This window comes from Streptomyces sp. NPDC055099, from assembly GCF_053607685.1.
In genome coordinates this window covers 315,787-337,334 of the sequence record NZ_JBSGUA010000008.1, presented here as the reverse complement: position 1 = coordinate 337,334, position 21,548 = coordinate 315,787, and the positions used below count along the sequence as shown (strand labels likewise).

Annotated in this window: 23 protein-coding genes; 10 read left to right on the top strand and 13 right to left on the bottom strand. The window is 70.8% G+C overall.

Annotation, left to right across the window (positions count from 1 at the left end):
- Positions 1-79: 79 nt before the first annotated feature.
- The 3 genes from ACWFRU_RS21985 (at position 80) to groL (ending at position 2,958) form a co-directional block, all read left to right on the top strand.
- A complete protein-coding gene (locus ACWFRU_RS21985; protein ID WP_361194437.1) occupies positions 80-355 on the top strand; it encodes a MoaD/ThiS family protein in 276 nt (91 codons plus the stop codon).
- Positions 356-805: 450 nt separating this feature from the next.
- Positions 806-1,009 (top strand): cold-shock protein, encoded by a 204-nt coding sequence (locus tag ACWFRU_RS21980; protein WP_005315736.1) that lies wholly within the window; start codon positions 806-808, stop codon positions 1,007-1,009.
- Positions 1,010-1,332: 323 nt separating this feature from the next.
- Positions 1,333-2,958 carry a chaperonin GroEL gene (groL, locus tag ACWFRU_RS21975; protein ID WP_268771946.1) on the top strand — a complete coding sequence of 542 codons (1,626 nt, stop codon included), beginning with the start codon at positions 1,333-1,335 and terminating at the stop codon, positions 2,956-2,958.
- A gap of 51 nt (positions 2,959-3,009) precedes the next feature.
- Here the strand turns inward: groL and ACWFRU_RS21970 are convergent, their stop codons facing one another.
- Positions 3,010-5,094 carry an ATP-binding protein gene (locus tag ACWFRU_RS21970; RefSeq protein WP_453689392.1) on the bottom strand — a complete coding sequence of 695 codons (2,085 nt, stop codon included), beginning with the start codon at positions 5,092-5,094 and terminating at the stop codon, positions 3,010-3,012.
- Positions 5,095-5,404: 310 nt separating this feature from the next.
- Here ACWFRU_RS21970 and ACWFRU_RS21965 point away from each other — a divergent pair, with 310 nt between their 5' ends.
- Positions 5,405-6,481, top strand: a complete 1,077-nt coding sequence (locus ACWFRU_RS21965; RefSeq protein WP_453689390.1) for a PP2C family protein-serine/threonine phosphatase — start codon at positions 5,405-5,407, stop codon at positions 6,479-6,481.
- On the opposite strand, the gene ACWFRU_RS21960 is transcribed toward ACWFRU_RS21965, so the two are convergent.
- The 5 genes from ACWFRU_RS21960 to ACWFRU_RS21940 all read right to left on the bottom strand — a co-directional run bounded on the left by ACWFRU_RS21960 (position 6,459) and on the right by ACWFRU_RS21940 (position 10,917).
- A complete protein-coding gene (locus ACWFRU_RS21960; protein ID WP_453689388.1) occupies positions 6,459-7,697 on the bottom strand; it encodes an esterase/lipase family protein in 1,239 nt (412 codons plus the stop codon). The genes ACWFRU_RS21965 and ACWFRU_RS21960 overlap by 23 nt on opposite strands.
- Positions 7,698-7,996: 299 nt before the next feature.
- The gene (locus ACWFRU_RS21955) at positions 7,997-8,671 is read right to left on the bottom strand and encodes a Uma2 family endonuclease (RefSeq protein WP_453689386.1); all 675 of its coding nucleotides are present in this window, start codon (positions 8,669-8,671) and stop codon (positions 7,997-7,999) included.
- A gap of 59 nt (positions 8,672-8,730) precedes the next feature.
- Positions 8,731-9,546: a hypothetical protein gene (locus ACWFRU_RS21950; protein ID WP_453689384.1), complete on the bottom strand. Its 816-nt coding sequence runs from the start codon at positions 9,544-9,546 to the stop codon at positions 8,731-8,733.
- Positions 9,547-9,827: 281 nt separating this feature from the next.
- Positions 9,828-10,094 carry a DUF397 domain-containing protein gene (locus ACWFRU_RS21945; RefSeq protein WP_453689382.1) on the bottom strand — a complete coding sequence of 89 codons (267 nt, stop codon included), beginning with the start codon at positions 10,092-10,094 and terminating at the stop codon, positions 9,828-9,830.
- Positions 10,075-10,917 carry a helix-turn-helix domain-containing protein gene (locus ACWFRU_RS21940; protein WP_453689380.1) on the bottom strand — a complete coding sequence of 281 codons (843 nt, stop codon included), beginning with the start codon at positions 10,915-10,917 and terminating at the stop codon, positions 10,075-10,077. The genes ACWFRU_RS21945 and ACWFRU_RS21940 overlap by 20 nt, the downstream gene beginning before the upstream one ends.
- 115 nt (positions 10,918-11,032) lie before the next feature.
- On the opposite strand from ACWFRU_RS21940, the gene ACWFRU_RS21935 reads away from it, so the two are divergent.
- Together ACWFRU_RS21935 and ACWFRU_RS21930 are read left to right on the top strand one after the other, a co-directional pair.
- Entirely contained in the window at positions 11,033-11,245 is a 213-nt protein-coding gene (locus ACWFRU_RS21935; RefSeq protein ID WP_351168579.1) for a hypothetical protein, read from the top strand.
- Positions 11,242-11,469, top strand: a complete 228-nt coding sequence (locus ACWFRU_RS21930; protein WP_351168581.1) for a hypothetical protein — start codon at positions 11,242-11,244, stop codon at positions 11,467-11,469. The genes ACWFRU_RS21935 and ACWFRU_RS21930 overlap by 4 nt, the downstream gene beginning before the upstream one ends.
- A 3-nt stretch (positions 11,470-11,472) precedes the next feature.
- Here ACWFRU_RS21930 and ACWFRU_RS21925 read toward each other — a convergent pair whose 3' ends face one another.
- The 4 genes from ACWFRU_RS21925 to ACWFRU_RS21910 all read right to left on the bottom strand — a co-directional run bounded on the left by ACWFRU_RS21925 (position 11,473) and on the right by ACWFRU_RS21910 (position 15,984).
- A complete protein-coding gene (locus tag ACWFRU_RS21925) occupies positions 11,473-12,228 on the bottom strand; it encodes a polysaccharide deacetylase family protein (RefSeq protein ID WP_453689377.1) in 756 nt (251 codons plus the stop codon).
- A 164-nt stretch (positions 12,229-12,392) separates the two neighbouring features.
- A complete protein-coding gene (locus tag ACWFRU_RS21920; protein WP_453689376.1) occupies positions 12,393-13,901 on the bottom strand; it encodes a PTS transporter subunit EIIC in 1,509 nt (502 codons plus the stop codon).
- Positions 13,902-13,964: 63 nt separating this feature from the next.
- Complete coding sequence (gene murQ / locus ACWFRU_RS21915; protein ID WP_453689374.1) at positions 13,965-14,975, bottom strand: N-acetylmuramic acid 6-phosphate etherase; 1,011 nt, start codon at positions 14,973-14,975, stop codon at positions 13,965-13,967.
- 85 nt (positions 14,976-15,060) lie between these two features.
- Positions 15,061-15,984 (bottom strand): MurR/RpiR family transcriptional regulator, encoded by a 924-nt coding sequence (locus ACWFRU_RS21910; protein WP_367043178.1) that lies wholly within the window; start codon positions 15,982-15,984, stop codon positions 15,061-15,063.
- A 111-nt stretch (positions 15,985-16,095) separates the two neighbouring features.
- Between ACWFRU_RS21910 and ACWFRU_RS21905 the strand changes: the two genes are divergently transcribed.
- Genes ACWFRU_RS21905 through ACWFRU_RS21895 form a run of 3 tightly spaced genes read left to right on the top strand, consistent with a single transcriptional unit; the run spans position 16,096 to position 17,062 of the window.
- Positions 16,096-16,455, top strand: a complete 360-nt coding sequence (locus ACWFRU_RS21905) for a hypothetical protein (RefSeq protein WP_453689372.1) — start codon at positions 16,096-16,098, stop codon at positions 16,453-16,455.
- The gene (locus ACWFRU_RS21900; protein ID WP_453689370.1) at positions 16,452-16,718 is read left to right on the top strand and encodes a DUF4031 domain-containing protein; all 267 of its coding nucleotides are present in this window, start codon (positions 16,452-16,454) and stop codon (positions 16,716-16,718) included. Before ACWFRU_RS21905 ends, ACWFRU_RS21900 begins: the two co-directional genes overlap by 4 nt.
- A gap of 41 nt (positions 16,719-16,759) precedes the next feature.
- Entirely contained in the window at positions 16,760-17,062 is a 303-nt protein-coding gene (locus tag ACWFRU_RS21895) for an NIPSNAP family protein (protein ID WP_453689368.1), read from the top strand.
- Here ACWFRU_RS21895 and ACWFRU_RS21890 read toward each other — a convergent pair.
- The 3 genes from ACWFRU_RS21890 to ACWFRU_RS21880 form a co-directional block, all read right to left on the bottom strand.
- On the bottom strand, positions 17,045-18,271 hold the full coding sequence (locus ACWFRU_RS21890) for a Cmx/CmrA family chloramphenicol efflux MFS transporter (RefSeq protein WP_453689367.1): 1,227 nt from the start codon (positions 18,269-18,271) through the stop codon (positions 17,045-17,047). The two genes, ACWFRU_RS21895 and ACWFRU_RS21890, sit on opposite strands and share 18 nt — an antisense overlap.
- 525 nt (positions 18,272-18,796) lie before the next feature.
- On the bottom strand, positions 18,797-19,909 hold the full coding sequence (locus ACWFRU_RS21885; protein ID WP_453689365.1) for a GNAT family N-acetyltransferase: 1,113 nt from the start codon (positions 19,907-19,909) through the stop codon (positions 18,797-18,799).
- A 20-nt stretch (positions 19,910-19,929) separates the two neighbouring features.
- Positions 19,930-20,583, bottom strand: a complete 654-nt coding sequence (locus ACWFRU_RS21880; RefSeq protein ID WP_453689363.1) for an HD domain-containing protein — start codon at positions 20,581-20,583, stop codon at positions 19,930-19,932.
- A gap of 118 nt (positions 20,584-20,701) precedes the next feature.
- On the opposite strand from ACWFRU_RS21880, the gene ACWFRU_RS21875 reads away from it, so the two are divergent.
- Positions 20,702-21,376, top strand: coding sequence for a maleylpyruvate isomerase family mycothiol-dependent enzyme (locus ACWFRU_RS21875; RefSeq protein WP_453689362.1), 675 nt, complete (start codon positions 20,702-20,704; stop codon positions 21,374-21,376).
- The last annotated feature ends 172 nt before the right edge of the window (positions 21,377-21,548 follow it).

Genomic DNA, 21,548 nt, shown 5'->3' with positions numbered 1-21,548 from the left:
GCTTGACTGCGGCGCCGTCGTGGCTGGTCGCGCAGTTCCCCGCGCCCCTTACGGGGCCCGCATATCCCGAGGTGAATTCATGAGCGTCAACGTCCGCATCCCCACCATTCTTCGCACCTACACCGGCGGGCAGTCCGAGGTGGCCGCCGAGGGGGCCAATCTCTCCGAGGTCATCGCCGACCTGGAGAAGAACCACGCCGGTATCGCCGCCCGTGTCCTGGACGACCAGGGCAAGCTGCGGCGCTTCGTGAACGTCTACGTGAACGACGACGACGTCCGCTTCGAGCAGGGTCTCGAGACCGCGACGCCGGACGGCGCGGGGATCTCGATCATCCCCGCCGTCGCCGGAGGCTGACCATCGAGCACAGTGCCGGTGGTTGATCCTTTAAGGAAATACCCTGCGTAATGGTCTTTGCCCCCTCCGCGAGAGAAACGGAGGGGGCAATTCCATGTGGTTGAGCGCGGTACAGTTGGGAAGCGAGCTTCCCCGTTTGTGCCGAGCGCATATACGAAGTCGCCCTGAGGGCGACAAGAAGCAGCCAAAGTGCACTGCCCATTTGCCCTTCCCGTGGCATTTGTCTGGCCCGACTTGCCCTGAACTCCGGCGAATTCTCCGCATATTACCGATCAGGCGTGCCCAGAATTCTCGTCCGATTGACCTGTTGCAGAGGGCAGTTGGACAGATACATTCAGCCGCGGTCGACGCGTTCCGGCGCACGCCTCCACAACCCATTGGGGGGGTGAGGTCTGACCCGGGTCCGCGAAGTGCGGGTCCGTGCAAGGGCCAGTAATAGGGGAGTTAGGCATGGCTCAGGGCACCGTCAAGTGGTTCAACGCGGAGAAGGGGTACGGCTTCATCGCGGTCGACGGTGGTGCGGATGTTTTCGTCCACTACAGCGCGATTCAGATGGACGGCTACCGCACCCTTGAAGAAGGTCAGCGAGTGGAGTTCGAGATCTCGCAGGGCCAGAAGGGTCCGCAGGCGGACATGGTCAAGCTCGCCGTCTGATCTCGGCGCGATCGGCCAGCGAACTTAGCGAGTGACGAGGGGCCCGCATCCCGACAGGGGTGCGGGCCCCTCGTGCGTCCGCCGCACGCCCCTGGCCGTGCGCCCCTCGTACGTCGGGTATCCGTAAGAGGCGCTTGCACTCGTAGGGGTCGAGTGCTAATCATTGGGCTTAGCACTCTCCGAGTGAGAGTGACAGAACTTGGATCGGGTCGGTGAGGCCCGCAGGCCGGGTGGGGCAAGGAACCACAAGGCTTGCAGGCCGTCCGTCGCGGGCACCGACAGGATCCGGAGCATGCCACCCCTGTCCGGGAGGACCACTTCACATGGCCAAGATCATCGCGTTCGACGAGGAGGCACGGCGCGGCCTCGAGCGCGGCATGAACCAGCTCGCCGACGCCGTCAAGGTGACCCTGGGCCCCAAGGGTCGCAACGTCGTCCTCGAGAAGAAGTGGGGCGCCCCCACGATCACCAACGATGGTGTCTCCATCGCCAAGGAGATCGAGCTCGAGGACCCGTACGAGAAGATCGGCGCCGAGCTGGTCAAGGAGGTCGCGAAGAAGACGGACGACGTCGCCGGTGACGGCACGACGACCGCGACCGTCCTGGCCCAGGCGCTGGTCCGCGAGGGCCTTCGCAACGTGGCCGCCGGTGCCAACCCGATGGCCCTCAAGCGCGGCATCGAGAAGGCCGTCGAGGCCGTCTCGGGCGCCCTGCTCGAGCAGGCCAAGGACGTGGAGACCAAGGAGCAGATCGCTTCGACCGCCTCCATCTCCGCCGCCGACACCCAGATCGGCGAGCTCATCGCCGAGGCGATGGACAAGGTCGGCAAGGAAGGCGTCATCACCGTCGAGGAGTCGCAGACCTTCGGGCTCGAGCTTGAGCTCACCGAGGGCATGCGCTTCGACAAGGGCTACATCTCGGCGTACTTCGCCACGGACATGGAGCGTATGGAGGCGTCGCTCGACGACCCGTACATCCTGATCGTGAACTCGAAGATCTCGAACGTGAAGGACCTCCTTCCGCTCCTCGAGAAGGTCATGCAGTCCGGCAAGCCGCTGCTGATCATCGCCGAGGACGTCGAGGGCGAGGCCCTGTCGACCCTGGTCGTCAACAAGATCCGTGGCACCTTCAAGTCCGTCGCCGTCAAGGCCCCGGGCTTCGGTGACCGCCGCAAGGCCATGCTCGGCGACATCGCCATCCTCACCGGTGGCACCGTCATCTCCGAGGAGGTCGGCCTCAAGCTGGAGAACGCCGGTCTCGACCTGCTCGGCCGCGCCCGCAAGGTCGTCATCACCAAGGACGAGACGACCATCGTCGACGGTGCCGGTGACAGCGACCAGGTCCAGGGCCGCGTCAACCAGATCCGCGCCGAGATCGAGAACTCGGACAGCGACTACGACCGCGAGAAGCTGCAGGAGCGCCTGGCGAAGCTCGCCGGCGGTGTTGCGGTCATCAAGGCCGGTGCCGCGACCGAGGTCGAGCTCAAGGAGCGCAAGCACCGCATCGAGGACGCCGTTCGCAACGCGAAGGCCGCCGTCGAAGAGGGCATCGTCGCCGGTGGTGGCGTGGCCCTGCTGCAGGCCACCGCGGTCTTCGAGAAGCTGGAGCTCGAGGGTGACGAGGCGACCGGCGCCAACGCCGTGAAGCTCGCCCTGGAGGCCCCGCTCAAGCAGATCGCCGTCAACGGTGGTCTCGAGGGTGGCGTCGTCGTCGAGAAGGTCCGCAACCTCACCGTCGGTCACGGCCTCAACGCCGCGACCGGTGAGTACGTCGACATGATCGCCGAGGGCATCCTCGACCCGGCCAAGGTCACGCGCTCTGCCCTGCAGAACGCCGCGTCCATCGCCGCGCTGTTCCTCACCACCGAGGCCGTCATCGCCGACAAGCCGGAGAAGGCGGGCGCTGCCCCGGCCGGCGGCGGCATGCCGGGCGGTGACATGGACTTCTGATCGACCTCTGGTTGATCTACGTCCCGTACGTACCGAGGGCGGTACTCCTTCTCACGAAGGGGTGCCGCCCTCGGGCGTTGCCAGGGCATAGGCGATGCCGTCGTCCACGTCGGTCTCCAGGCCCCGGCGGAAGGCGACCTCGTACGCCAGGTCGCCGATGGCGTCGCGGACGCGGCGCTCGCAGGCCTGGCGGGCGGCCATCAGGTGCGGGCTGCCCATCTGCGCGACACCGCTGGAGCGCCACAGGACATCGGAGATGCCGAGAAGCCGCCCGGCCTGTTCGGGGTCGGCCATGGCCGAGGTCAGCGCGTCGATGCTCATCGCGGCACCGAAGACGTCGTGCAGCCGCCATTTGATCGGCAGGGCGTCGCGGGCGTGCCGGACGGCCGACGCCGGGTCGCCGTTGCCGAGCGCCGCCCTGGACAGCAGGTAGAAGGCGAAGCTGAGCATCCACTGTTCGCCGTGCCGTTCGCACTCCTGGCGCAGGGTGTCGGCGCTCGTGGTGGCCTTGTCGAACTCGCCGAGCTGGAGATGGGCGTACACCACGGCGGAGAGCACGAAGAGCTTGACGGCGGGGGAACCGCCGCCGCAGTCGGGCGAACCGGCCGTCCGTGCGAGAAGCTCGATCGTCTGCGCCGGCCGGCTGGTGAGGACCAGCTGGACCGCTTCGAGGTAGAGCGCGGCGTCGACCGCCGCCCGATCGTCGACCTGCTGCGCCAACGGCGTGCAGAGCTCGGACAGTTGCCCGGAAGCTTCGAGATCCCCCTGCATGAAGGCCACCGCTCCACACGCCCACAGGGCCCAGAAACGCCCCGGATCGGAGCCCGGACCGGGAGGCTTGGCGAGGGCCCGGTCCAAGTAGTGGCGGCCCTCGCGCTGGAAGCCGCAGCAGAGCCAGAAGAACCACAGGCCGCCGGCCATCTCCAGGCTGTCGCGCGGGTCCGGCGAGGCCAGGCAGCTTTCGAGCGCCGCGCGCAGGTTGGCGTGCTCCGCCGTGCACCGCTCGTACCAGGCCACCTGGTCGGGGCCCGTCCACTCCCGGCCGCCGGTGCGGGCCAGCCAGCGGTAGTAGTCCCGGTGCCGCTCCGCGAGGCGCTGCTCCTCGCCGAGCCGGCGCAGCCACTCCTGGCCGTACTCACGGACAATGTCCAGCATCGAGTAGCGCGGGCCACGCCTGGTCTTCACCGACCGCAGGAGTGACTTGTCCACGAGGCTCGACAGCAGCCCCCCGATCTGACCGCTGCCGAGCGGCCCGCCGGCGCAGACCAGTTCGGCCGCCTCCTGCTCGAAGCCGTCGGCGAAGACGCAGAGGCGGGCCCAGGCCAGCCGCTCCTGCGGGGTGCACAGTTCGTGGCTCCAGCCGATGGCCGTGCGCAGGGTCTGGTGCCGGGGTTCGCTCTCGCCGTACCACGTGCCGGGGGAGGGGGAGTCGAGCGTCTCGAAGCGGGCGTGCAGTCGCCGGCGCAGGGTGTCCAGGTCCATCTCGGGCAGGCGGGCGGCGGCCAGTTCGATGGCGAGGGGGATGCCCTCCAGATGCGCGCAGATGTCCGCCACCGCCGTGCCGTCCTGAGGCGTGACACCCGCGCGTTCCATGAACAGCCGCGCCGCGTCGGACGGTTGACTGCCCAGGGCGTGCACGGGCAGTGGGGGCACGCTGATCGCGCGCTCCTCCCGAAGGGCCAGGGGGTGACGGCTGGTGGCCAGGACGTGCACGCCCGGGGCCGCGGCCAGCAGGGTGCGTACGAAGTCGGCGCAGTGGGCGGCCAGATGTTCGCAGCAGTCCAGGATCAGGAGGAGCTTCTTGTCGGCCAGCCATTCGGCCACCACGTCGAACGCGGGGCGGGTGCTCTGGTCGGCGAGACGCAGGGCCTCGTACACGGCGAGGGCCATCAGGGCCGGTTCGCTCAGCTGCGCCAGGCCCACCAGCCATACCCCGTCGGGAAAGCCGTCCCGCAGTCCGGCTCCGGCGCGCTGTGCCAGGCGGGTCTTGCCCACCCCGCCCACGCCCGTCAGCGTCACCAGGCGGGTGTCGGTCACGGCCTGTGCGACGGCTCGCAGTTCGGCCCCGCGTCCGATAAAGCTCGTCGTCTCGTCCGGCAGGTTGCCGGCCCGTCGTCCTTGCCCGGATTCCCGCATGGTGGCCTCCCCGCCCGGACGTGCGGGCCGCGACGGTCCCCATTGACCCCGCAGCCGCTTGCTTGCCGCCAGGTGAGTCTGCTCCCTGTCACGGTCCTGGGCCCGGGGATGTCGTGAGATGCCCATTTCCGTGGAAGTCCCGCTCGTCCAGACGCATTTCGGAGTCAGGTCCGGTCATCTGAGGCCCACACCGATCAACCACCTCTGCGCCCCGCCGCGCGTGAGCGATAGTGTCCGCAGCCATCACGGAGCGTGCACAGCGGGTGGCGCCGGGCCAGGCTTGTCGGCGGGGCGGTGCCGGGAGGCAGACATGCAGAGATGGCGCGGCCGGGACCTTCTGTCTGCGCTCGCCCTGACGGTGAGCACCGCCCTCGCGGTCATCGGCAGACCGACGGGGGTCGCCGTACTGCTGATCGGCCCGGTCCTCGCCGGCGTGTGGTCGAGCGCGCGGCGTACCGCCGCGGTGGCCGGCTGGACGGTGCTGCTCGCGGCGGTGACCGGTGTCATGCGGCGCTCGGTGGGCACACCGGGCTTCGCCCTGGAGTTCGCGGCGCTGACGGCGGGCGGACTGCTCGCCGTCCGCAACGCCACCCGGCACGCCGACCGCAAGGCGACGCTGGCCCGGGTCACGGAGGTGGCACGCGCGTCGCAGGGCGCGCTGCTGCAGCCCCTGGCGGTCGAGTTCGGCGGGATCGAGGTGTGCACCCGGCAGCACAGCCCGGTGCGGGACGCCTCGGTGTGCGGGGATCTGTACGACGTCGTCCACACCCCGTACGGCCCGCGGCTCTGCGTCGGGGACGTACGCGGCCACGGCCTGGAGACCCTGCCGACCACCGCGGCGACGATCAAGGCCTTCCGCGACCTCGCCTACGTCACCCCCAGCCTCGCCGACCTGGCCGCGGCCCTGGACACCCGGCTCGCTCCCGGCCTGGGGCCCGAGGACTTCGTCACCGCCGTCCTCGCCGAGTTCGCGCCGGGCGAGGTCCGCCTGGTCAACTGCGGCCACCCGCCGCCCCTGCGGGTGGGCAAGCAGGTCAAGCTCCTCGAACCCCCGGACCCCGCCCTCCCGTTGGGCCTGCGGACGGCCCCCGTGCCGCACCGCGTCTACCTCCAGCCCGGTGAACGCCTCCTCTTCTACACCGACGGCCTGAGCGAGGCCCGCGACGCCGACGGCGTCGACTTCCCGCTGCTCCCGCGCGCGGCCGAGGCGCTGGCCGAGCCGTCGAACGCCGACGCGCTCGACGCCCTGTACGCCATGGCGGTCGCGCACACCGGCCGCCCGCTCACGGACGACGTCGTCCTCGTCCTGTGCCGGGCGACCGGTGTCACCGAGGCGCCGCTCGACGCCTGCCCCCGGGAGGGGATCAGCCCGGAAGCCGGTCCATGATCCAGGCGCAGAGTTCCTCGGTGACGAGGGTGTGGCCCTCGTTGTGGGTGGCGCAGAGGTACTCGTCGAGCTCGCTGTCCTCGGACTGCTCCGGGAACGGGTCGTGCAGCTTCTCCTGGGTGTCGATGTCCCGCAGGGCGACCGCGCTGACGGAGGGGACGAAGCAGTGCTCGCGGATCGTGGCCTCCGAGCCGAGGCCGATGATCGCGGGGATCTTGTTCAGCTCGTCGGCCAGGATGCCGAAGCCCTCCAGGGTGCCGCCGGGGGCGCCGTCGATCTCGGGCAGGCCCGAGGTGTGGATCTGCGGCTTGCGCAGGGTCACCACCCGCAGCTGCGCGACGAGCTTCTCCTCGCCCGTGGGCTGCGTGTAGAGGTGGGTGCCGGTGATGGCCAGGCCCCTGCCGTGGAAGGCCCGTTCGCCGGGGCCGATGCCATTGGCCACGCCGGTACGCACGCCGTTGGCGACGCCGATCTTCTTCGGGCGCCTGGGCCAGCCGCCGACCCGCTCCAGCTCGGCGAGGAACTCGATGCGCTCCTTGTCGGTCTCGGGGCTGTCGTCCCACTCGGAGATGTGCTGCCACAGGAGCTGGCGCGCGGCCGGGCTGTTCATCTGGTTCGAGAAGGCGGCGTTGAGCCGCCGGATGTAGTGCGCGAACGACTGCAGCGCGATGGGAATCCAGGCACCGCGGTGCGGGCTGTCGAAGGACAGGTAGACCGCTGTCTCGTGTTCGACGTCCTCGTGCTCCATCTTGGCGAGCGCGTACCGCGTGACCAGGCCGCCCATGCTGAAGCCGCCGACGGTCAGCGGGTGGTCGCCGACGCGCCGCGCGATCGCCTCCTGGATCGCCGACCTGGCGGCCTTGGCGTTGTCCAGGATCGAGGCGCTGCGCTCGTCGAAGCCGAGCAGGACGACGTCGTAGCCGCGCTCCCGCAGCTTGCTGATGAACGGGTACGGGCCCCGCTCCAGGATCTCCCACGAGAAGTCCAGTTCGCTCGGCCCGGTGTTGAACCCGTCCGCGAGGATCACCGGCTTGGTGAGCCCGTGCTTGGAGTTGGCGAGATACACCCAGGCCCTGCCCTCCGGCAGGGTCCACTCCTGGTCGGGGGTGGGCGCGGCTTCGGAGATCTCCCTGGGGCCGGGGGCCAGCGTGATGTGGGCGGCGGCGCCCAGGGCCTCGGAAATCTGCTGTTCCGTGGGCTCGTTGGACTCGGTCATGAAGGGCCCCTCCGGTTGGTCGTTTCGATGACGGCAGGTGCCATCCTCGATACGCGCCGTAGTCGCCGGAAGGCGGTCACCGGGATTCACCGGGTGAGCGGGGTCATTTCGGACAGTGGGGTATTGGCTGTTTTCACCTGTGCCGGACCGGGGCGCCGGGCCCTTGGCCGGGGCTAGCGGGTGCGCGGCGGTTACGGGTGTGGCGTGGCGGGCTGCGTCTCGGTCAACTTCTGCCGGTCGGGGGCGGGGAAGTATGTCCCGAAGGTGACCTGGGGAGGGGGTGGGCTGGGGTGGGGCGGTCAGTCGGCGTAGTCCTTGAGCGCTTCGGTTTCCAGGGTGATGGCGACGGGGGCGGGGATGCGGACGGTGGAGCCGTAGTGGAAAGAGCGACGGCTCTGATAGACGCCGTTCTCGGGAGAGCTGTATACGACGACGGTGTGGTTGTCACGGTCGATGAGCAGGTAGACGGGGATGCCGGCGTAGGCGTAGGCGCGCGGCTTCTCCTGGCGGTCGCGGCGATCGGTGTCCCGGTCGCGGGAGGTCACCTCGACGGCCATCAGGACGCCGTCGGGGGATGCCCACTCACCCTGTCCGGCGAAGTAGTCGACCGGGGTCAGAGAGCCGTCCGGCCTGATGCACCCCTTTCGATACGTGTCGATGCGCAGTCCCTGCTCCAGGTGCAGTGCCAGCTCGGGGCGCTGCATCATGCACTGGCGAAGCACCCACATGGCGATCGAACCGTGGTTGCCGTCCGGCACGGGCTTGACCTCAAGCTTTCCGTTGATGAGTTCGAGCGTGACCGTCTCGGGGGCCACGCGGGCGAGCTCCTCGAAGTCATCGATGTCGATCGGACCGTGCTTGACGTGCACCCTGCCGTCGAGGAATTCGAGAGACACGGTCTCCGGGGCCCGGCGGGCCAGCTCTTCGAATTCCTCGACGGACATCTGGGGGCGCTCATCGGTGCCAGGGTTCATGGTGGTGCCTCCTCCCTTCCATCGTGCCCCGGCTGTGTGCCTTCGGACCGTTGGAGCGCTCATGCGTGTGTCCTTTCCCGTGCGCTGATGGTTGCGGCGCGAGCTGCCGCCGCGTGGTTGCGGACGGCCGTGGGCGGCAGGGGCGCCGCCGTGCGGGGTGGTGCGGGTTCGCCCCGGCACGGGCCGCAGACGCCGCCGGGCAGGGCCTCGGGGCGGCCGGGGGTGCCGCATCTGCCGCACTCCAGGACGCGGAGGGCGGGGCGGAGGGCTGGTTCCGGCGGGAGTTTCGTCGTGAGGCGGTTGCGGATGAGGGCCGCCGGGCTGTGGACCGGGGTGGGGATCCCTGCGGTCAGGGCGCGGAGGACGTCCGGCTCCGTGGCGCCACGCGTGAACCACTCGGTGAGCTGGGGCTCCAGGGCGACGCAGTCCGCGTACGAGAGGGACAACGCGGGGGCCGTCCGGCCGAGGGCGGCCAGAAGGATGAACGCGCGGCTGCGGGTAGGGTGTTGGGGCCGTCTGTCAGGCTCCGGCTCCAATACGTCGCCGCGCGTGAAGGCGGCCCACCAGGTGTCGTCCCGTGCGGTGCGCGAGAACCACGTTCGAGTGATCCAGCGCGCGCTGCCGCTTCCGTGCACGTGTTCCCTGCCGCGCCTCAAGTGCCCAGCGGACTGGAGCCTGTTGAGGGCCGTGCGGAGGGCGCACTGCCCGTACGGGAGGTGCTTGGCCAGGGTCTTCACGGAGATGTCCGCGCCCTCCGGCAGCCGGTCGACGGCGGCTGCGATGGCTGCCTCGCGGGGCGGGAGGTGGGCGAAGTCGCGGTTCGTACGGGGCCGTTGTTCGGGCGCCGAACGCTTTCCGTAACCCGGACTGGCCATGGGGTGCGGGTCTGCGTGCGCAGGGCGGGGGGCGGCACTAAGCTTGGCGTCAGCCATGGATCGAACTTCTCTCGATCGTGATGGTTAAACCCCCGCAGGTGTTCGCAGCACCGGGCGGGGGTTGTTCGTTAATCGGGCACGCTAGAGCGTCGTCACACTGCGTGGCAAGTCGAAGCCCGAAAGTGATCGGCTGTGCCAACTGCAAGGGAGGGAGGGCGGGTTGAGGCCCGCCTCCCGTTCCTTGAAAAGAGGTCTCGGGGCTGGTGGCTTGAGCCTCGGGGTCAGTTGTTCTTGAGGTCCGCGACGAATGCGGACCAGCTGGCGGCCCGGAACACGAGCTTCGGGCCGGTGGGGTTCTTGGAGTCGCGGACGGGGACGATGTGCGGGTGCCCGTCGGCAACTTCGAGGCAGTTGCCGCCGTCGCCGCCGCTGTACGTGGATTTGCGCCAGGTGGCGACCTCTACGCAGTCGCCACCCTGGCCGCCGCTGTAACTGGACTTGTGCCAGACGGTCGTGGACAGGTCGTACTTAGGGGTGCTGTTCTCCATGCTCGTAATCCTGCGCCACTGACTCCAGCAGAGCCAGGGACTTCTTCGGGGAGAGCGCCGTGGCCTGGAGGAGGTTGAACATCAGTGTGTGACGCGTGACGGTGGCGGGGTCATCGAGCAGCTTCCCCATGTCTGGCGCCTCGACGAAGGAGAGTGGGGGAGCGCCCTCGAACTCCATGAGCTTTAGGGACCCGTGCATCGCGGCGTGTTCGCCAGCGTCGAACGGCAGCACCTGCACGATGACCCGGTGCTGGAGTGCGAGCGTCGCCACGTGGCGGAGCGCCTCGGCCATTACCGCGTTGCCGCCGACCCTTCTCCTGATGCTGGCTTCGTCAAGGACCACCCACAACAGGGGGGTTGTTGGGTCGTCGAGCAGAGTGGCGCGTTCGAGGCGCGCTGCGACGAGGGTGTCGATCTTCTCGGCCGCTGCTGTCGGATGGTAGGCGCGGAAGACCGCCGCCGCGTACGTCCCCGTCTGGAGCAAGCCCGGAATCAGCGTCGTCGTGTACTCCTTGATAGCCGTGGCGACCGCCTCCGCCTCAGCCGCCTCGGTGAAGTGATCCGGGTACTTCGACTTCGCCACAGCCTGGCAATTCCGGGCGAAGAAGCCCCCCGTATCCAGCACCTCGTCGAAGTGCTGGGCGTACTCCATGTGCATCCGCCGCGTCCCGGCCTCCAGCTGGCCGATGAAGGAGCCGCTGACGAACAGCGGCGCACCCAGTGCCTCCTGGCTCATCCGCTTCCGCTCCCGTGCGTGACGGAGTTCGCAGCCGAGGAGGGCGCGGGGGTTCGACGAGGGATCGAGGTCCTTGGGGCGTGTCATCAGCAACTCCTCATCCAACAAGGCGGTTTGTTGGGACGCCGTTGCTTCTCAGGCTACGCAGCGACGGACACGCTTAGTGAGGAAACAGCAACACCCAGTGTGAGAGGCGGGGCGCATGGCGCTGACGGCGGAGGAACGGGTGCGGGCGGCGGAGGAGGCCGTCCGGCAGTTGAGAGCGGGGCTCGAAGAGGTCGGCGTCACGCTGCCTTCCCTGCGGATGGACCCGTTGACGGCAGCGGCGGAAGGCGCGCTGCCGTTGGTGGAGTTGGGGCGCTGCAACCTCGACACCGCGCTGCGGCTCGCCGCCGTACTGGAGAGCGCGCGGTGAACGACGACGATCCGAGCGTGCCGGAGGCGGGGACGTACGCCGTCGACTTCCGGGACGGCAGCGTCGGGCAGGTCATGGGGTGCGAGGGCGGGCTCGTACAGCTGAGGCCCCTGAACGGCGGCCGGGAGTGGGACTGCCCGCCGGAGAAGGTCGGGCAGGCCCCGCCGGGCGAGGTGTTGCGGGAGAGGGTGCGGCAGCTCAACCGGGAGCGTCGGCTGCCGTGAGGGTCAGCGGACCGGGAAGCCGAAGGTGTAGCCCTGGCTCTTGAGCTTGGGAAGGAGCGTGCGCAGGGCCTCGACGGTCTGGGTGCGGTCGCCGCCCGCGTCGTGGAAGAGGAGTGTCGGCCCGTTGGGCAGCTCCCGCTCGACGGTGGCGACGATGGCGGCCGTGCCCGGGAGCTCGAAGTCCTTGGTGTCCACGTTCCAGCCGAGCGGGCGCATGCCCCGGTCGGCGGCGAGCTTGCGGCTGTAGGGGGTGAACGCGCCGCCGGGCGCGCGGTAGTACATCGGCCGTACGCCGCCGGACGCCTTGGTGATCATGCGCTCGGCGTCCAGGATCTGCCGCGACTGGTAGGCCTTGGAGTCCTTGTCCATGCCGGTGTCGTGCGACACCGAGTGGTCGCAGAGGCGGTGTCCGGCGGCGACGACCTTCTTCACCATGTCGGGGTGGGCCTCGGCCTGCGTTCCGACCATGCAGAAGGTCGCCTTCACGTCGTACTCCTTGAGCACGGCGAGGACTTCGGGCGTCCACTTGGGGTCGGGGCCGTCGTCGATGGTGAGGTTGATGCCGCGCTCGCCGGCCTGCGAGGCGTGCGCGATGGTCGCCGAGACCGGCTTGACGGCGCTGGGCTTCTTCGCCGCCGGTGAGTCCGTGGTACCGGCCTGGGCGCTCCACACCCCTGCGCCGGTGGCGAGCAGCGTCACCCCGAGCGCAGCCCCGATCAACTTGCCGTACCAGCCACGCCCGCCGCTGTGCCGCGCCATCGTCCGCCCCTTCGCGTCCAGTCCCTCGCCGCCCCCCGGTCACGCGCGGCACCTGGCAGGACGAGGAACGGGGGCGGGAGGATGCACCCGGCCCGGGTCCGTTACGGATCACGGACAATCCCGGGGAAGTCCGCGGACAACTCGCCGCGGCGGACGCATTCGGGTTAGACCTTGGCGGGCTCCGCCTCCGGGGCCGTCGGCCCGGGTGTCGTGGCGGGGGAGGCCGCGACGACCTGTTCGTGGGCGGTCGTGTCGGCGTTCAGGTCGATCAGCATCTGCTTGCTGAAGCCGAAGAAGTACGTCGCGAAGAAGCCCACGAGGTAGCCGACGAGGAGGCCGCCGCCGTAGATCGCGACCGTGAGGCCAAGGCCCTGGTTGCCGTCGAGGAGGGGGAACAGGGCCCAGCCCGACGGGCCGATCGCCGTGGAGCCGACCTTGTCGCCGATCATCGAGAAGAAGCCGATGAACGCGCCGCCCGCCGCGCCGCCCACGCACGCCGTGACGAACGGGCGGCCGAGGGGGAGCGAGACACCGTAGATCAGGGGTTCGCCGACGCCCAGGAAGCCCGCGGGGAGCGCGGACTTGATCGTCGTACGGATCGAGGTGTTGTGGCGCAGGCGCTTGTAGACCGCGATCGCGCAGCCCACCTGGCCCGCGCCCGCCATCGCGAGGATGGGGAGCAGGACCGTGAAGCCCTGCTGCTCGATGAGCGTGGTGTGGATGGGGATCAGCGCCTGGTGCAGGCCCAGCATGACGAGGGGGAGGAACAGGCCGCCGAGGACCAGGCCCGCGAACGCGCCCGTGTTGTCCAGGAGCCAGTTCGCCGCCGTGCCGATGCCCGTCGAGACCTCGCCCGCCAGGAACATCAGGCCGAAGATCGTGACCAGGCCGGACAGCAGCACCGTGACGGTGGGGGTGACGAGGACGTCGAGCGCCTCGGGGACCCAGCGCCTGCACCACTTCTCGATGTAGGTCGCCAGGACCGCGGCGCCGAGGGCGCCCAGTACGCCGCCCTGTCCGGGCGACAGCTTCTGGCCGAACGCCTCGATGTTCGCGACACCCGCGTACACGATGATCGCCGCGACCGCGCCGCCCAGGACCGGCGTACCGCCGAACTCCTTCGCCGTGTTGAAGCCCACGAACACCGCGATCAGCGCCATGAACCCGGAGGCGATCGCCGCGAGCGCCGGGGTGATCGCGGGCAGCCACTCCAGGTTGACCAGGAGGCCGTTGATGCCCGCGATGATGCCGCAGCCGATGAGGGCCGGGATCAGCGGCACGAAGATGTTCGCGATGCGGCGCAGGAAGAGCTTGAAGGGGGTGGCGTTCTTCTCCTTGCGGGCCGCCCTGATGGCCGCGCCCTGCTCCGCCAGCTCGTCCGCGGTGCGGGTGGGTTCCGGCGGGGGCGTCGCCCCGGCTTCCGCCACCAGGGCCTCGAACTCCGGGGTGACGCGGGCGACCGTGCCCGGGCCGAGCACGATCTGGTACGTGTCGTCCTCGACCACGCCCATCACGGCGGGCAGCGCCTTCAGGGCCTCGTCGTCGACCAGCGAACGGTCGGCGAGGCCCAGGCGCAGGCGCGTCATGCAGTGGGCGATGGACGTGACGTTCTGGGCACCGCCGACGAGGGGGAGGATCGCGGCGGCTGTGGCGCGGTTCTTGTCTGTTGCCATGGTGCGGGGTGCCTTGCTGTGCGTGCGGGTGGCGCTGTTCTTCCAGCGGCTGGGGGAGGTCAGTCAGGGGGTGCGGGGGGTGTGGGTGGTGCTGGTCGTGCGGGACGTGTCGAGGGCTGCCCTGAGGTGGCCGTTCGACGAGGCGAGGAGGTCGGCCGCGGTGGGGCCGTCCACCCCGCCGAGGATGGTGAGAATGGCGTTCTTCACCTCCCCGTCGGTGGCGGCGAGGGCGGCCTCGATCTCCTCGTCGGACGCCCCGGTGGCGAGGGAGACGATCCGGCGCGAGCGGGCCCGCAGCTTCTCGTTCGACGCGCGAACGTCCACCATCAGGTTTCCGTACGTCTTGCCGAGGCGGATCATCGTGATCGTCGACAGCATGTTGAGGACGAGCTTCTGGGCCGTGCCCGCCTTCAGACGGGTCGAGCCGGTGAGGAGTTCGGGGCCCACGACGACCTCGATGCCGTGGTCGGCCGCCGCCGCGAGAGCGCTGTCCGCGTTGCAGGAGAGGCCGATGGTGAGCGCGCCGTGGCGGGTGCGTGCGTACTCGACCGCGCCGATCGCGTACGGGGTGCGGCCGGACGCCGAGACACCGACGACCACGTCGTCCGCCGTGAGCCCGAGCCCGTCCAGGTCCTCGGCCGCGAGCTCCTTGCTGTCCTCCGCGCCCTCGACCGCCGTGACCATGGCGCTCGGGCCGCCCGCGATGAGGCCGACGACCTCGGCCGGGTCGGTGTTGAAGGTGGGCGGGCACTCGGAGGCGTCCAGCACCCCGAGGCGTCCCGCCGTCCCCGCGCCCGCGTAGATGAGCCGGCCGCCGCGGGCCATGCGCTCGGCGGTGCCGTCGATGGCGGCGGCGATGGCCGGGAGCTGCTCGGCGACGGCCGCGGGCACGGTCGCGTCCTCGCCGTTCATGATCTCCGCGATCTCCGCCGTGGGCAGCCGGTCGATCTCGGAGAGCTCGGGCCGGAACGCCTCCGTGGTGAGCGTGTCCAGCTGGGCGCGGAGTTCCCCGTACGTGTCCCCGGATCCGCTTTCGGGGGCAGGGGAGTCCGTGGCGTCGGTCGTGGAGGTCATGAAGTGCGGCTCTTTCGTGTGCGGCGGGGGTGGTGGGGGTGGTGGGGGTGACGTGAAGGCGGATGCGGGCGTCGCGGGGGTCGGCTCAGCGGGTGCCGCCGCGCGGGCTGTGCCGGTGCGCGAGTGCTTCGTACGAGGCGGCGAGCGCGGGGGCGGCGGTCTCGTACGTCCGCTGGGCGACGCCCACGAACAGGCAGTCCACGACCAGCAGTTGGCTCGTGCGGGAGGACATCGCGGCGGGCCTGAGCTCGCTCTCGCGGGCGGTGGAGGTGGTCAGTATGTGATCCGCGTACTGCGAGACGGGGCTGCCGGGGCGTCCGGTGATCGCGATGGTCGTCGCCCCGCGCTCGAAGGCGACCCGCAGCGGCTCGATGACGTCACCGGTCGACCCCGAGTGCGTGATCGCGATCGCCACGTCCTTGGAGCGCAGGGTGACGGCGTTCGTGACGGCAAGGTGCGGGTCGGAGTGCGCGTGGGCGATGTGGCCGATGCGCAGGAGCTTCTGCGCGAGGTCCTGGGCGACGAGGCCGGAGGCGGCGACGCCGTAGATCTCGGTGCGCGGCGCCACGGCGAGCGCGGCGACGGCGGCGCCGAGCTGGACGGTGTCGAGTCCGCCCGCGGTGTCGGCCAGGGTCTGCTGCTCGTCGTACGCCAGCTTCGCCACGACGTCCGCGATCGGGTCGTCGACGGCGATGTCGGCGGTGACGGCGGGCGCGCGGCCCGACTGCTGCTGGGCGGCGAGCCCGGCGAGGGCGAGCCGCAGGTCGCGGTAGCCGGGGTAGCCGAGGAGGCGGGCGGTGCGGACCACCGTGGCCTCGCTGGTCCCGGTGAGCTCGGCGAGGCCGGTGACCGTGAGGGCCGCGCAGCCCGCGGGGTCGCCGGCGACGGCTTCGGCGACCAGCTGCATGGAGCGGGTCATGGACGGGGCGAGGGTCCGCACCTTGGCCGCGAGGGCGGCCGGGGCGGGGGGCGCCGCGCCCGCGAAAATTTCCTTCACGTCATTGGTCACGCTTGAAAGATATTTTCGGACCCCGGATGGGTCAAGACCCCTTTGGTCCCGAAGTCCGTGAGGGTGCCGGTGGATCTTCGACGGGTTGCGCGTGGGGTGGACAATGGCTGCATGGACGCGATCGACCCTCTGGAGCAGGCGCTGCACGCCGCTCGTGCACTTGTCCTCGCCGACCTCGTGACCCGTGAGGTCGCCGAGGCCGAGGTCGTCTCGCTGGTCGAGGAGTCGGTGGCGCACCGCCGCTGGTGGGTCGAGCAGTGGCCCGAGGGCGTCGATTACGTCGCGGGCCTCGTCGCCCAGGACGTCCAGGATGCGCTCCTGGAGCGCTACGGCCGCTGGCCGCTCTGCCCCGTCTGCGGCACGGGCGACCCGCACGCCCTGGACGTGGAGCCCGAGTTGGGCCCCGACCCGCACTGGGTGTGCGGCAAGGCGGGCGTCGTCGTCGCCCCCGTGGGCGGCCTGACGCCATGACCGTCTACATAGACCCGCCGACCTGGCCGGGCCACGGCCGCATGTGGTCGCACCTGGTCAGCGACGTCTCGTACGAGGAACTGCACGCCTTCGCGGCGGGCATCGGCGCCCCCGCGCGCGCCTTCGAGCGCGACCACTACGACCTGCCCTCGCACCGCTACGACGACGCGGTGCGCGCGGGCGCGGTCGAGATCGGCTCGAAGGAGCTGGTGCGCAGGCTCACGGAGGCGGGGCTGCGGAGGCCCAAGGGGCGGCCCGCGTAAAGGCAGGCCGTGTGACGCGGGGCGAGCCTAGGGTGAGCCGCATGATCACGGTTCACCTGAAGTACGAGATCGACCCCGACCGCATCGACGACTTCGAGGAGTACGGCCGCCGTTGGGTCGCCCTGGTCAACCGCCTCGGCGGCGACCATCACGGCTACTTCCTGCCCAGCGAGGGCGACAGCGACATCGCGTACGCCCTCTTCTCCTTCCCGAGCCTCGCCGACTACGAGCGCTACCGCACCGAGAGCGCGAGTGACCCCGAGTGCCAGGAGGCCTTCGAGCTCGCGCGCCGGACGCGGTGCATCCGGCGCTACGAGCGGCGGTTCCTACGGCCTCTGGAGTGAGGGCGCGGCAGAGGTGTGGGCGGCCTCGGGTCCGGCCGGGGACGTCGTGATCACGCGGCTCGGTGCCTTGCGGTGCAGGCGCAGGGAGACAGTCAGTGCGGCGATCGCTACGGCCGTCATGGCTGCGCCGGCCCACGCCGTGGACTCGTAGCCCAGCTCGAGGTCGATGACTGTGCCGCCGAGCCAGGGGCCGCCGGTGTTGCCCAGGTTGAACGCCGCCGTCGTGGTCGCGCCCGCGAGGGTGGGGGCGGCGCCCGCGACGTTGAACATACGGGCGTTGAGGGCCGGGGCCGTGTAGAAGGCGGAGACGCCGAGGAGGAAGGAGAGGGAGACCGCGACGGCCGTCGTGCCGGAGAAGAGCGCGAGGGCGACGAGGAAGACGGTCGAGGCGATGATGCCGCTGAGCAGGACGCCGAAGAGGTGCGCGTCGGCGACGCGGCCGCCGATCGCCGTGCCGATGAGGGCGCCGAGCCCGAAGAGGCCGAGCACGGTTGGCACCCATCCCTCGTCGAGGCCCGCGACGTCCGTCAGGAGCGGCGAGAGGTACGAGAACGCGCAGAAGACGCCGCCCGCCGCGAGGGCGGTGATCGTGACGGAGAGCCAGACCTGCCGGTCGCGGTAGATGGCCAACTCCCGCTTGAGGCGCGGTTTCTCGGCCGGGAGCGGGATGCGGGGGGTGAGGGTCAGTACGCCGACGAGGGCGATCGCGGAGGCGGCGCCCACCGCCCAGAAGGCCGAACGCCAGCCGAAGTTGTCGCCGAGGAACGCGCCCGCGGGGACGCCGAGCACGTTCGCGATGGAGAGGCCGCCGATCATCACGGCCATGGCGCGGGCCCGCTGGTTGACCGGCACCATCGCGATGGCGACGGCCGCGCCGACCGCCCAGAACCCGGCGCAGGCGAAGGCGCTGACGACGCGGGACGCGAAGAGGATCTCGTACGTGGGCGCGAGGGCACCGGCGACCTGGCCGAGCCCGAAGACGGTGATGAGCGTGATCAGGGTCGTACGGCGGGGGAGGCGGAGGGTCGCCACGGCCAGCAGGGGAGCGCCGACGACCATGCCGATGGCGAAGGCGGAGATGAGGAGGCCGGCGCGGGGGATGGAGACGTCCATGTCGTCCGCGATGGGGGGCAGGAGCCCCGAGAGCATGAACTCGCTCGTGCCGAGCGCGAAGACGGCGAGCCCGAGGATGTAGACGGCCACGGGCATACGGTCACGGCTTTTCCCTGGCTCGGGGGCCTTGGGGGCGGGGGCCTTTGGGTCAGGTGTCGGCATAACAGTGCCGAACGTTGGGGTGGCTGCTTACATTCCCGTGGGGGTGCGGAGCACTGTTCCCGCGCTTCGCGCGGATGCTTCCCGCCCGCCCGATTGCCCGGGGTCGGTGCTTTTCCGCGCTGGCGCGCGGATGCTCCCCGCCCACCCACCCGATTGCCCCGGGTCGCGAGGCTTTTTCCGCGCTGCCGCGCGGGTGTTCCCCGCCCACCCACCCGATTGCCCGGGGTCGGGTGTCTTTCCCGCGCTGCCGCGCGGGCGTGCCCGCCCACCCGCCCGACTGCCCCGCATCGGAACGCGGGGCGACTGCAGGCTGGGCGGGGATGCGGGGTGATGGGTGGGTGGGCGGGAAACCTCGCCGCGAAGCGGCGGCTGTTCAGGGTTCCCGTGCTGCGGGGCGAGGTGCGGTTACGCGTGCTGCGGGGCGAGGCGTGGCTAGGCGTGCCGCGGGGTGAGGTGTGGTTACGCGTGCCCCGGGGTAGTCCGTTTCCGTGCCCCAGGTGGCACCCGGCGCAAGTACGCCCGGAGCTCGCCCCGGTCCGAGGCCCTGGTGTAGCCCGCCCTTGTGACCACCGCCTGGGAAGGCTCGTTCTCGGGGTCGATCACTGCGAGGAGAGCCGTGAGGCCCGGGCGGGCCAGGGCCCAGTCGGAGAGCGCGCGGAGGGCCTCCGTGGCGTACCCCCGGCCCCGCGCGCCGGCGGCCAGGTCGTAGCCGACCTCCGCCACGCCCTCCTCGTCCGGCGGACCGTGGAAGCCCATGCCGCCGACCGCGACCTCGTCCTCCACCCGCACCAGCGCGAACATCCCCCACTCGGGCCGGTGCACCCCGGACGCGTACGCCTTCGTGACCCCCTCCGCCGCCCGCCGCGTCCCGTCGAAGGGCCCGCCCTCGATCCACGTCAGACCCCCCGTGCCGCCCGCGGCGAGATCCGCCGCCGCCGCGGGGGAGACCTCCCGCAGCGCGATCCGCCCCGCGGGGATCGAGAAGGCGTTGTGCCAGCGCCACTTGTCGAGGCGGGGCCGCCCCGCCAGCGCACCGCGCCCCGTGGCCCAGAGCAGCGTCGCCCAGTGGTCGTCGGGCGTGCGCGCGGGCATGACCTGCGGGAACAGCCAGGCGAGCACCGCTTCGCACAGCCGGGCCGGAGGCTGCGCATCCAGGCCGAGCGCCTGCGCGATGTCGTACGTGTGCAGGAGCACCTCCGCCGCGCCCATCGCCGCGAAGCCGGTCGCGTCCGCGCTCCCGGCCGGGTACGGGTGATAGCCCCGCACCCCCGCAGGCGTCGTCCGCACCACTGCCGAGAGCAGACCGCCGGTCGACTCGATCACGCTGATCGCGTCCGCGGGACCCGAGCCCTCGTCGAACGCGATCTCGAAGGGGACCCACCTGTCGGTCGCCCGGCCCGTCAACTGCCCCGCGTACGCGACGAGATCGCCCGCGACGTGCTCGGCCGTCTCCAGGCAGCTCCATTCGAGACCGCCCGCCTTCACGCTCCAGTCGAGCTCCACCCCCGCACGCAGCACCTTCGCCGCGTGCGCCACGGCTTCCTCGATCTGGTCCCCACCCATGAAAAGCATGCGGCGAGCGTACGGGAGCCTCAGGAGTCCAGCAGCTCCATTTCCGTCGCCAGGTTCGCGCGCGCCGGACCCTCCCACTCGGCCGCTCCGTACGGCGTACGGAACAGCCTCGGCAGCGCGAGGAGCTGCCGGAGCACCGCGGCCCGGCCCGCGCGGAAGTCCTCGTCCGGCACGAAGGCGTACTCCTCGCGGACGGCGGCGGCGTACGCGGCGTAGGCGTCCGGGGCCGCGGCCAGGATCGCCAGGTCGGCGTCGCACAGCGCCTCGCCGTTGTGGTCGCCGTCGGCGGGGTCGTGGGTGACGGTCAGCCGGACGAGGCGGGCCACCTCGGCGGTCCGTGCCTCGGTCAACCCGGCCTCGGCCAGGGCACGTTCGGCGAGACGGGCGCTGCGCTCCTCGTTCTCGGAGCGGTCCGGCGCGTACACCGCGTCGTGGAACCAGGCCGCGAGCCGTACGAGATCGGGCTCCTCGGCGTGCTCCTCCAGTACGTCGATGTGATCGAGGACCGCCGCGAGGTGGGCGGTGGTGTGATACCGCCGCTGCGGCTCGGCCCAGCGCGTCAGGAGGTTGTCCGCGTAGGGGCCGGGGTCGGGGGTGCCCTCGCTCGCCCGCAGCAGCGTCGCGTGCCAGCGGGCGCGGAGGTCGAGGGCGAGGTCCTTGTCGTCGTGGGGCATGGGGCGACTTTAGCGGGCGGCCGGGCAAATACCCCGGAGGGGTATGCGTGGCGGGTGTGCGCATGTATTCCACCCCGGTGCGTTGCCGTAGGCCGCCGCACGCGATTGGCTTGCTCGCATGACCTCTGTGACGCACCGCGACGAGACATACGACCCCGAGCTGCCCGGCCGGCTGCTGCGTACCGAACGCGACCTGCTCATACCGCTGTTGAGGGAAGCCGACGACTCCGCGTACGCGGTCAGGACCTGTTGTCCCGGCTGGACCGTACGGCACGTCCTCGCACACTGCGGCGCCGCACTGATGCGCGTCATCGACCGCCGCTTCGAGGAGGGCGTCTACAGCCCCGAGAGCAATGACCGCGACATCGCCGAGCGCGCCGACTGGCCCAACTCCCGTGTCGTGGACGAGCTGGAGCGCGGCATGACGGAGGCGGGTGCGGTCATGGTCGAGTTCAAGGGACGCCTTGACGGCGTGGCGCTGGGGGAGTGGGTGCACGCGGGGGACGTACGGGAGGCGTGGGGGCTGCCCGGGGCGTACGGCGGTGCGGGGCTGCCCGATGCGTTGACCCTGCTCGGGGAGTACAGCAGGGCGACGTCGGCGCTGGCGCTGCACGCGGATGTGGACGGCATGGACGAGCCGCTCATCCTGGGCGTCCCCGACGGCAAGCGTCCCCCGGCCCGCTACATCGGCGACGCGCCTACCTTGATCCGCCTCTACACGGGCCGCCCTCTCGCGGGCACGCGCTACGAACTGGCGGGAGCAAAGGAATCGGAACTCCCGATCTTCGACTGAGTCCGGCCGTGTACGCCTGCGGGCCCGCCGTGGCTGGTCGCGCAGTTCCCCGCGCCCCTGGGTGGGTCCTGTTGTATGTCTCTGCGGGCCGGCCGTGGCTGGTCGCGCAGTTCCCCGCGCCCCTGGAGGGGGCCGGCCGTGTCGTCTTCCGCGGCACTGGCGCCCGAAGGGG

What these genes read in the sequence shown, in the direction of transcription:
- ACWFRU_RS21945 (WP_453689382.1), bottom strand. Translation starts at nt 10,094, where the DNA reads ATGGAGAACAGCACCCCTAAGTACGACCTGTCCACGACCGTCTGGCAC.
- ACWFRU_RS21950 (WP_453689384.1), bottom strand. Translation starts at nt 9,546, where the DNA reads ATGGCCAGTCCGGGTTACGGAAAGCGTTCGGCGCCCGAACAACGGCCC.
- murQ (WP_453689374.1), bottom strand. Translation starts at nt 14,975, where the DNA reads ATGACCTCCACGACCGACGCCACGGACTCCCCTGCCCCCGAAAGCGGA.
- ACWFRU_RS21980 (WP_005315736.1), top strand. Translation starts at nt 806, where the DNA reads ATGGCTCAGGGCACCGTCAAGTGGTTCAACGCGGAGAAGGGGTACGGC.
- ACWFRU_RS21965 (WP_453689390.1), top strand. Translation starts at nt 5,405, where the DNA reads ATGCAGAGATGGCGCGGCCGGGACCTTCTGTCTGCGCTCGCCCTGACG.
- ACWFRU_RS21940 (WP_453689380.1), bottom strand. Translation starts at nt 10,917, where the DNA reads ATGACACGCCCCAAGGACCTCGATCCCTCGTCGAACCCCCGCGCCCTC.
- ACWFRU_RS21935 (WP_351168579.1), top strand. Translation starts at nt 11,033, where the DNA reads ATGGCGCTGACGGCGGAGGAACGGGTGCGGGCGGCGGAGGAGGCCGTC.
- ACWFRU_RS21955 (WP_453689386.1), bottom strand. Translation starts at nt 8,671, where the DNA reads ATGAACCCTGGCACCGATGAGCGCCCCCAGATGTCCGTCGAGGAATTC.
- ACWFRU_RS21890 (WP_453689367.1), bottom strand. Translation starts at nt 18,271, where the DNA reads ATGCCCGTGGCCGTCTACATCCTCGGGCTCGCCGTCTTCGCGCTCGGC.
- groL (WP_268771946.1), top strand. Translation starts at nt 1,333, where the DNA reads ATGGCCAAGATCATCGCGTTCGACGAGGAGGCACGGCGCGGCCTCGAG.
- ACWFRU_RS21960 (WP_453689388.1), bottom strand. Translation starts at nt 7,697, where the DNA reads ATGACCGAGTCCAACGAGCCCACGGAACAGCAGATTTCCGAGGCCCTG.
- ACWFRU_RS21900 (WP_453689370.1), top strand. Translation starts at nt 16,452, where the DNA reads ATGACCGTCTACATAGACCCGCCGACCTGGCCGGGCCACGGCCGCATG.
- ACWFRU_RS21985 (WP_361194437.1), top strand. Translation starts at nt 80, where the DNA reads ATGAGCGTCAACGTCCGCATCCCCACCATTCTTCGCACCTACACCGGC.
- ACWFRU_RS21880 (WP_453689363.1), bottom strand. Translation starts at nt 20,583, where the DNA reads ATGCCCCACGACGACAAGGACCTCGCCCTCGACCTCCGCGCCCGCTGG.
- ACWFRU_RS21905 (WP_453689372.1), top strand. Translation starts at nt 16,096, where the DNA reads ATGGACGCGATCGACCCTCTGGAGCAGGCGCTGCACGCCGCTCGTGCA.
- ACWFRU_RS21920 (WP_453689376.1), bottom strand. Translation starts at nt 13,901, where the DNA reads ATGGCAACAGACAAGAACCGCGCCACAGCCGCCGCGATCCTCCCCCTC.
- ACWFRU_RS21885 (WP_453689365.1), bottom strand. Translation starts at nt 19,909, where the DNA reads ATGCTTTTCATGGGTGGGGACCAGATCGAGGAAGCCGTGGCGCACGCG.
- ACWFRU_RS21925 (WP_453689377.1), bottom strand. Translation starts at nt 12,228, where the DNA reads ATGGCGCGGCACAGCGGCGGGCGTGGCTGGTACGGCAAGTTGATCGGG.
- ACWFRU_RS21875 (WP_453689362.1), top strand. Translation starts at nt 20,702, where the DNA reads ATGACCTCTGTGACGCACCGCGACGAGACATACGACCCCGAGCTGCCC.
- ACWFRU_RS21970 (WP_453689392.1), bottom strand. Translation starts at nt 5,094, where the DNA reads ATGCGGGAATCCGGGCAAGGACGACGGGCCGGCAACCTGCCGGACGAG.
- ACWFRU_RS21895 (WP_453689368.1), top strand. Translation starts at nt 16,760, where the DNA reads ATGATCACGGTTCACCTGAAGTACGAGATCGACCCCGACCGCATCGAC.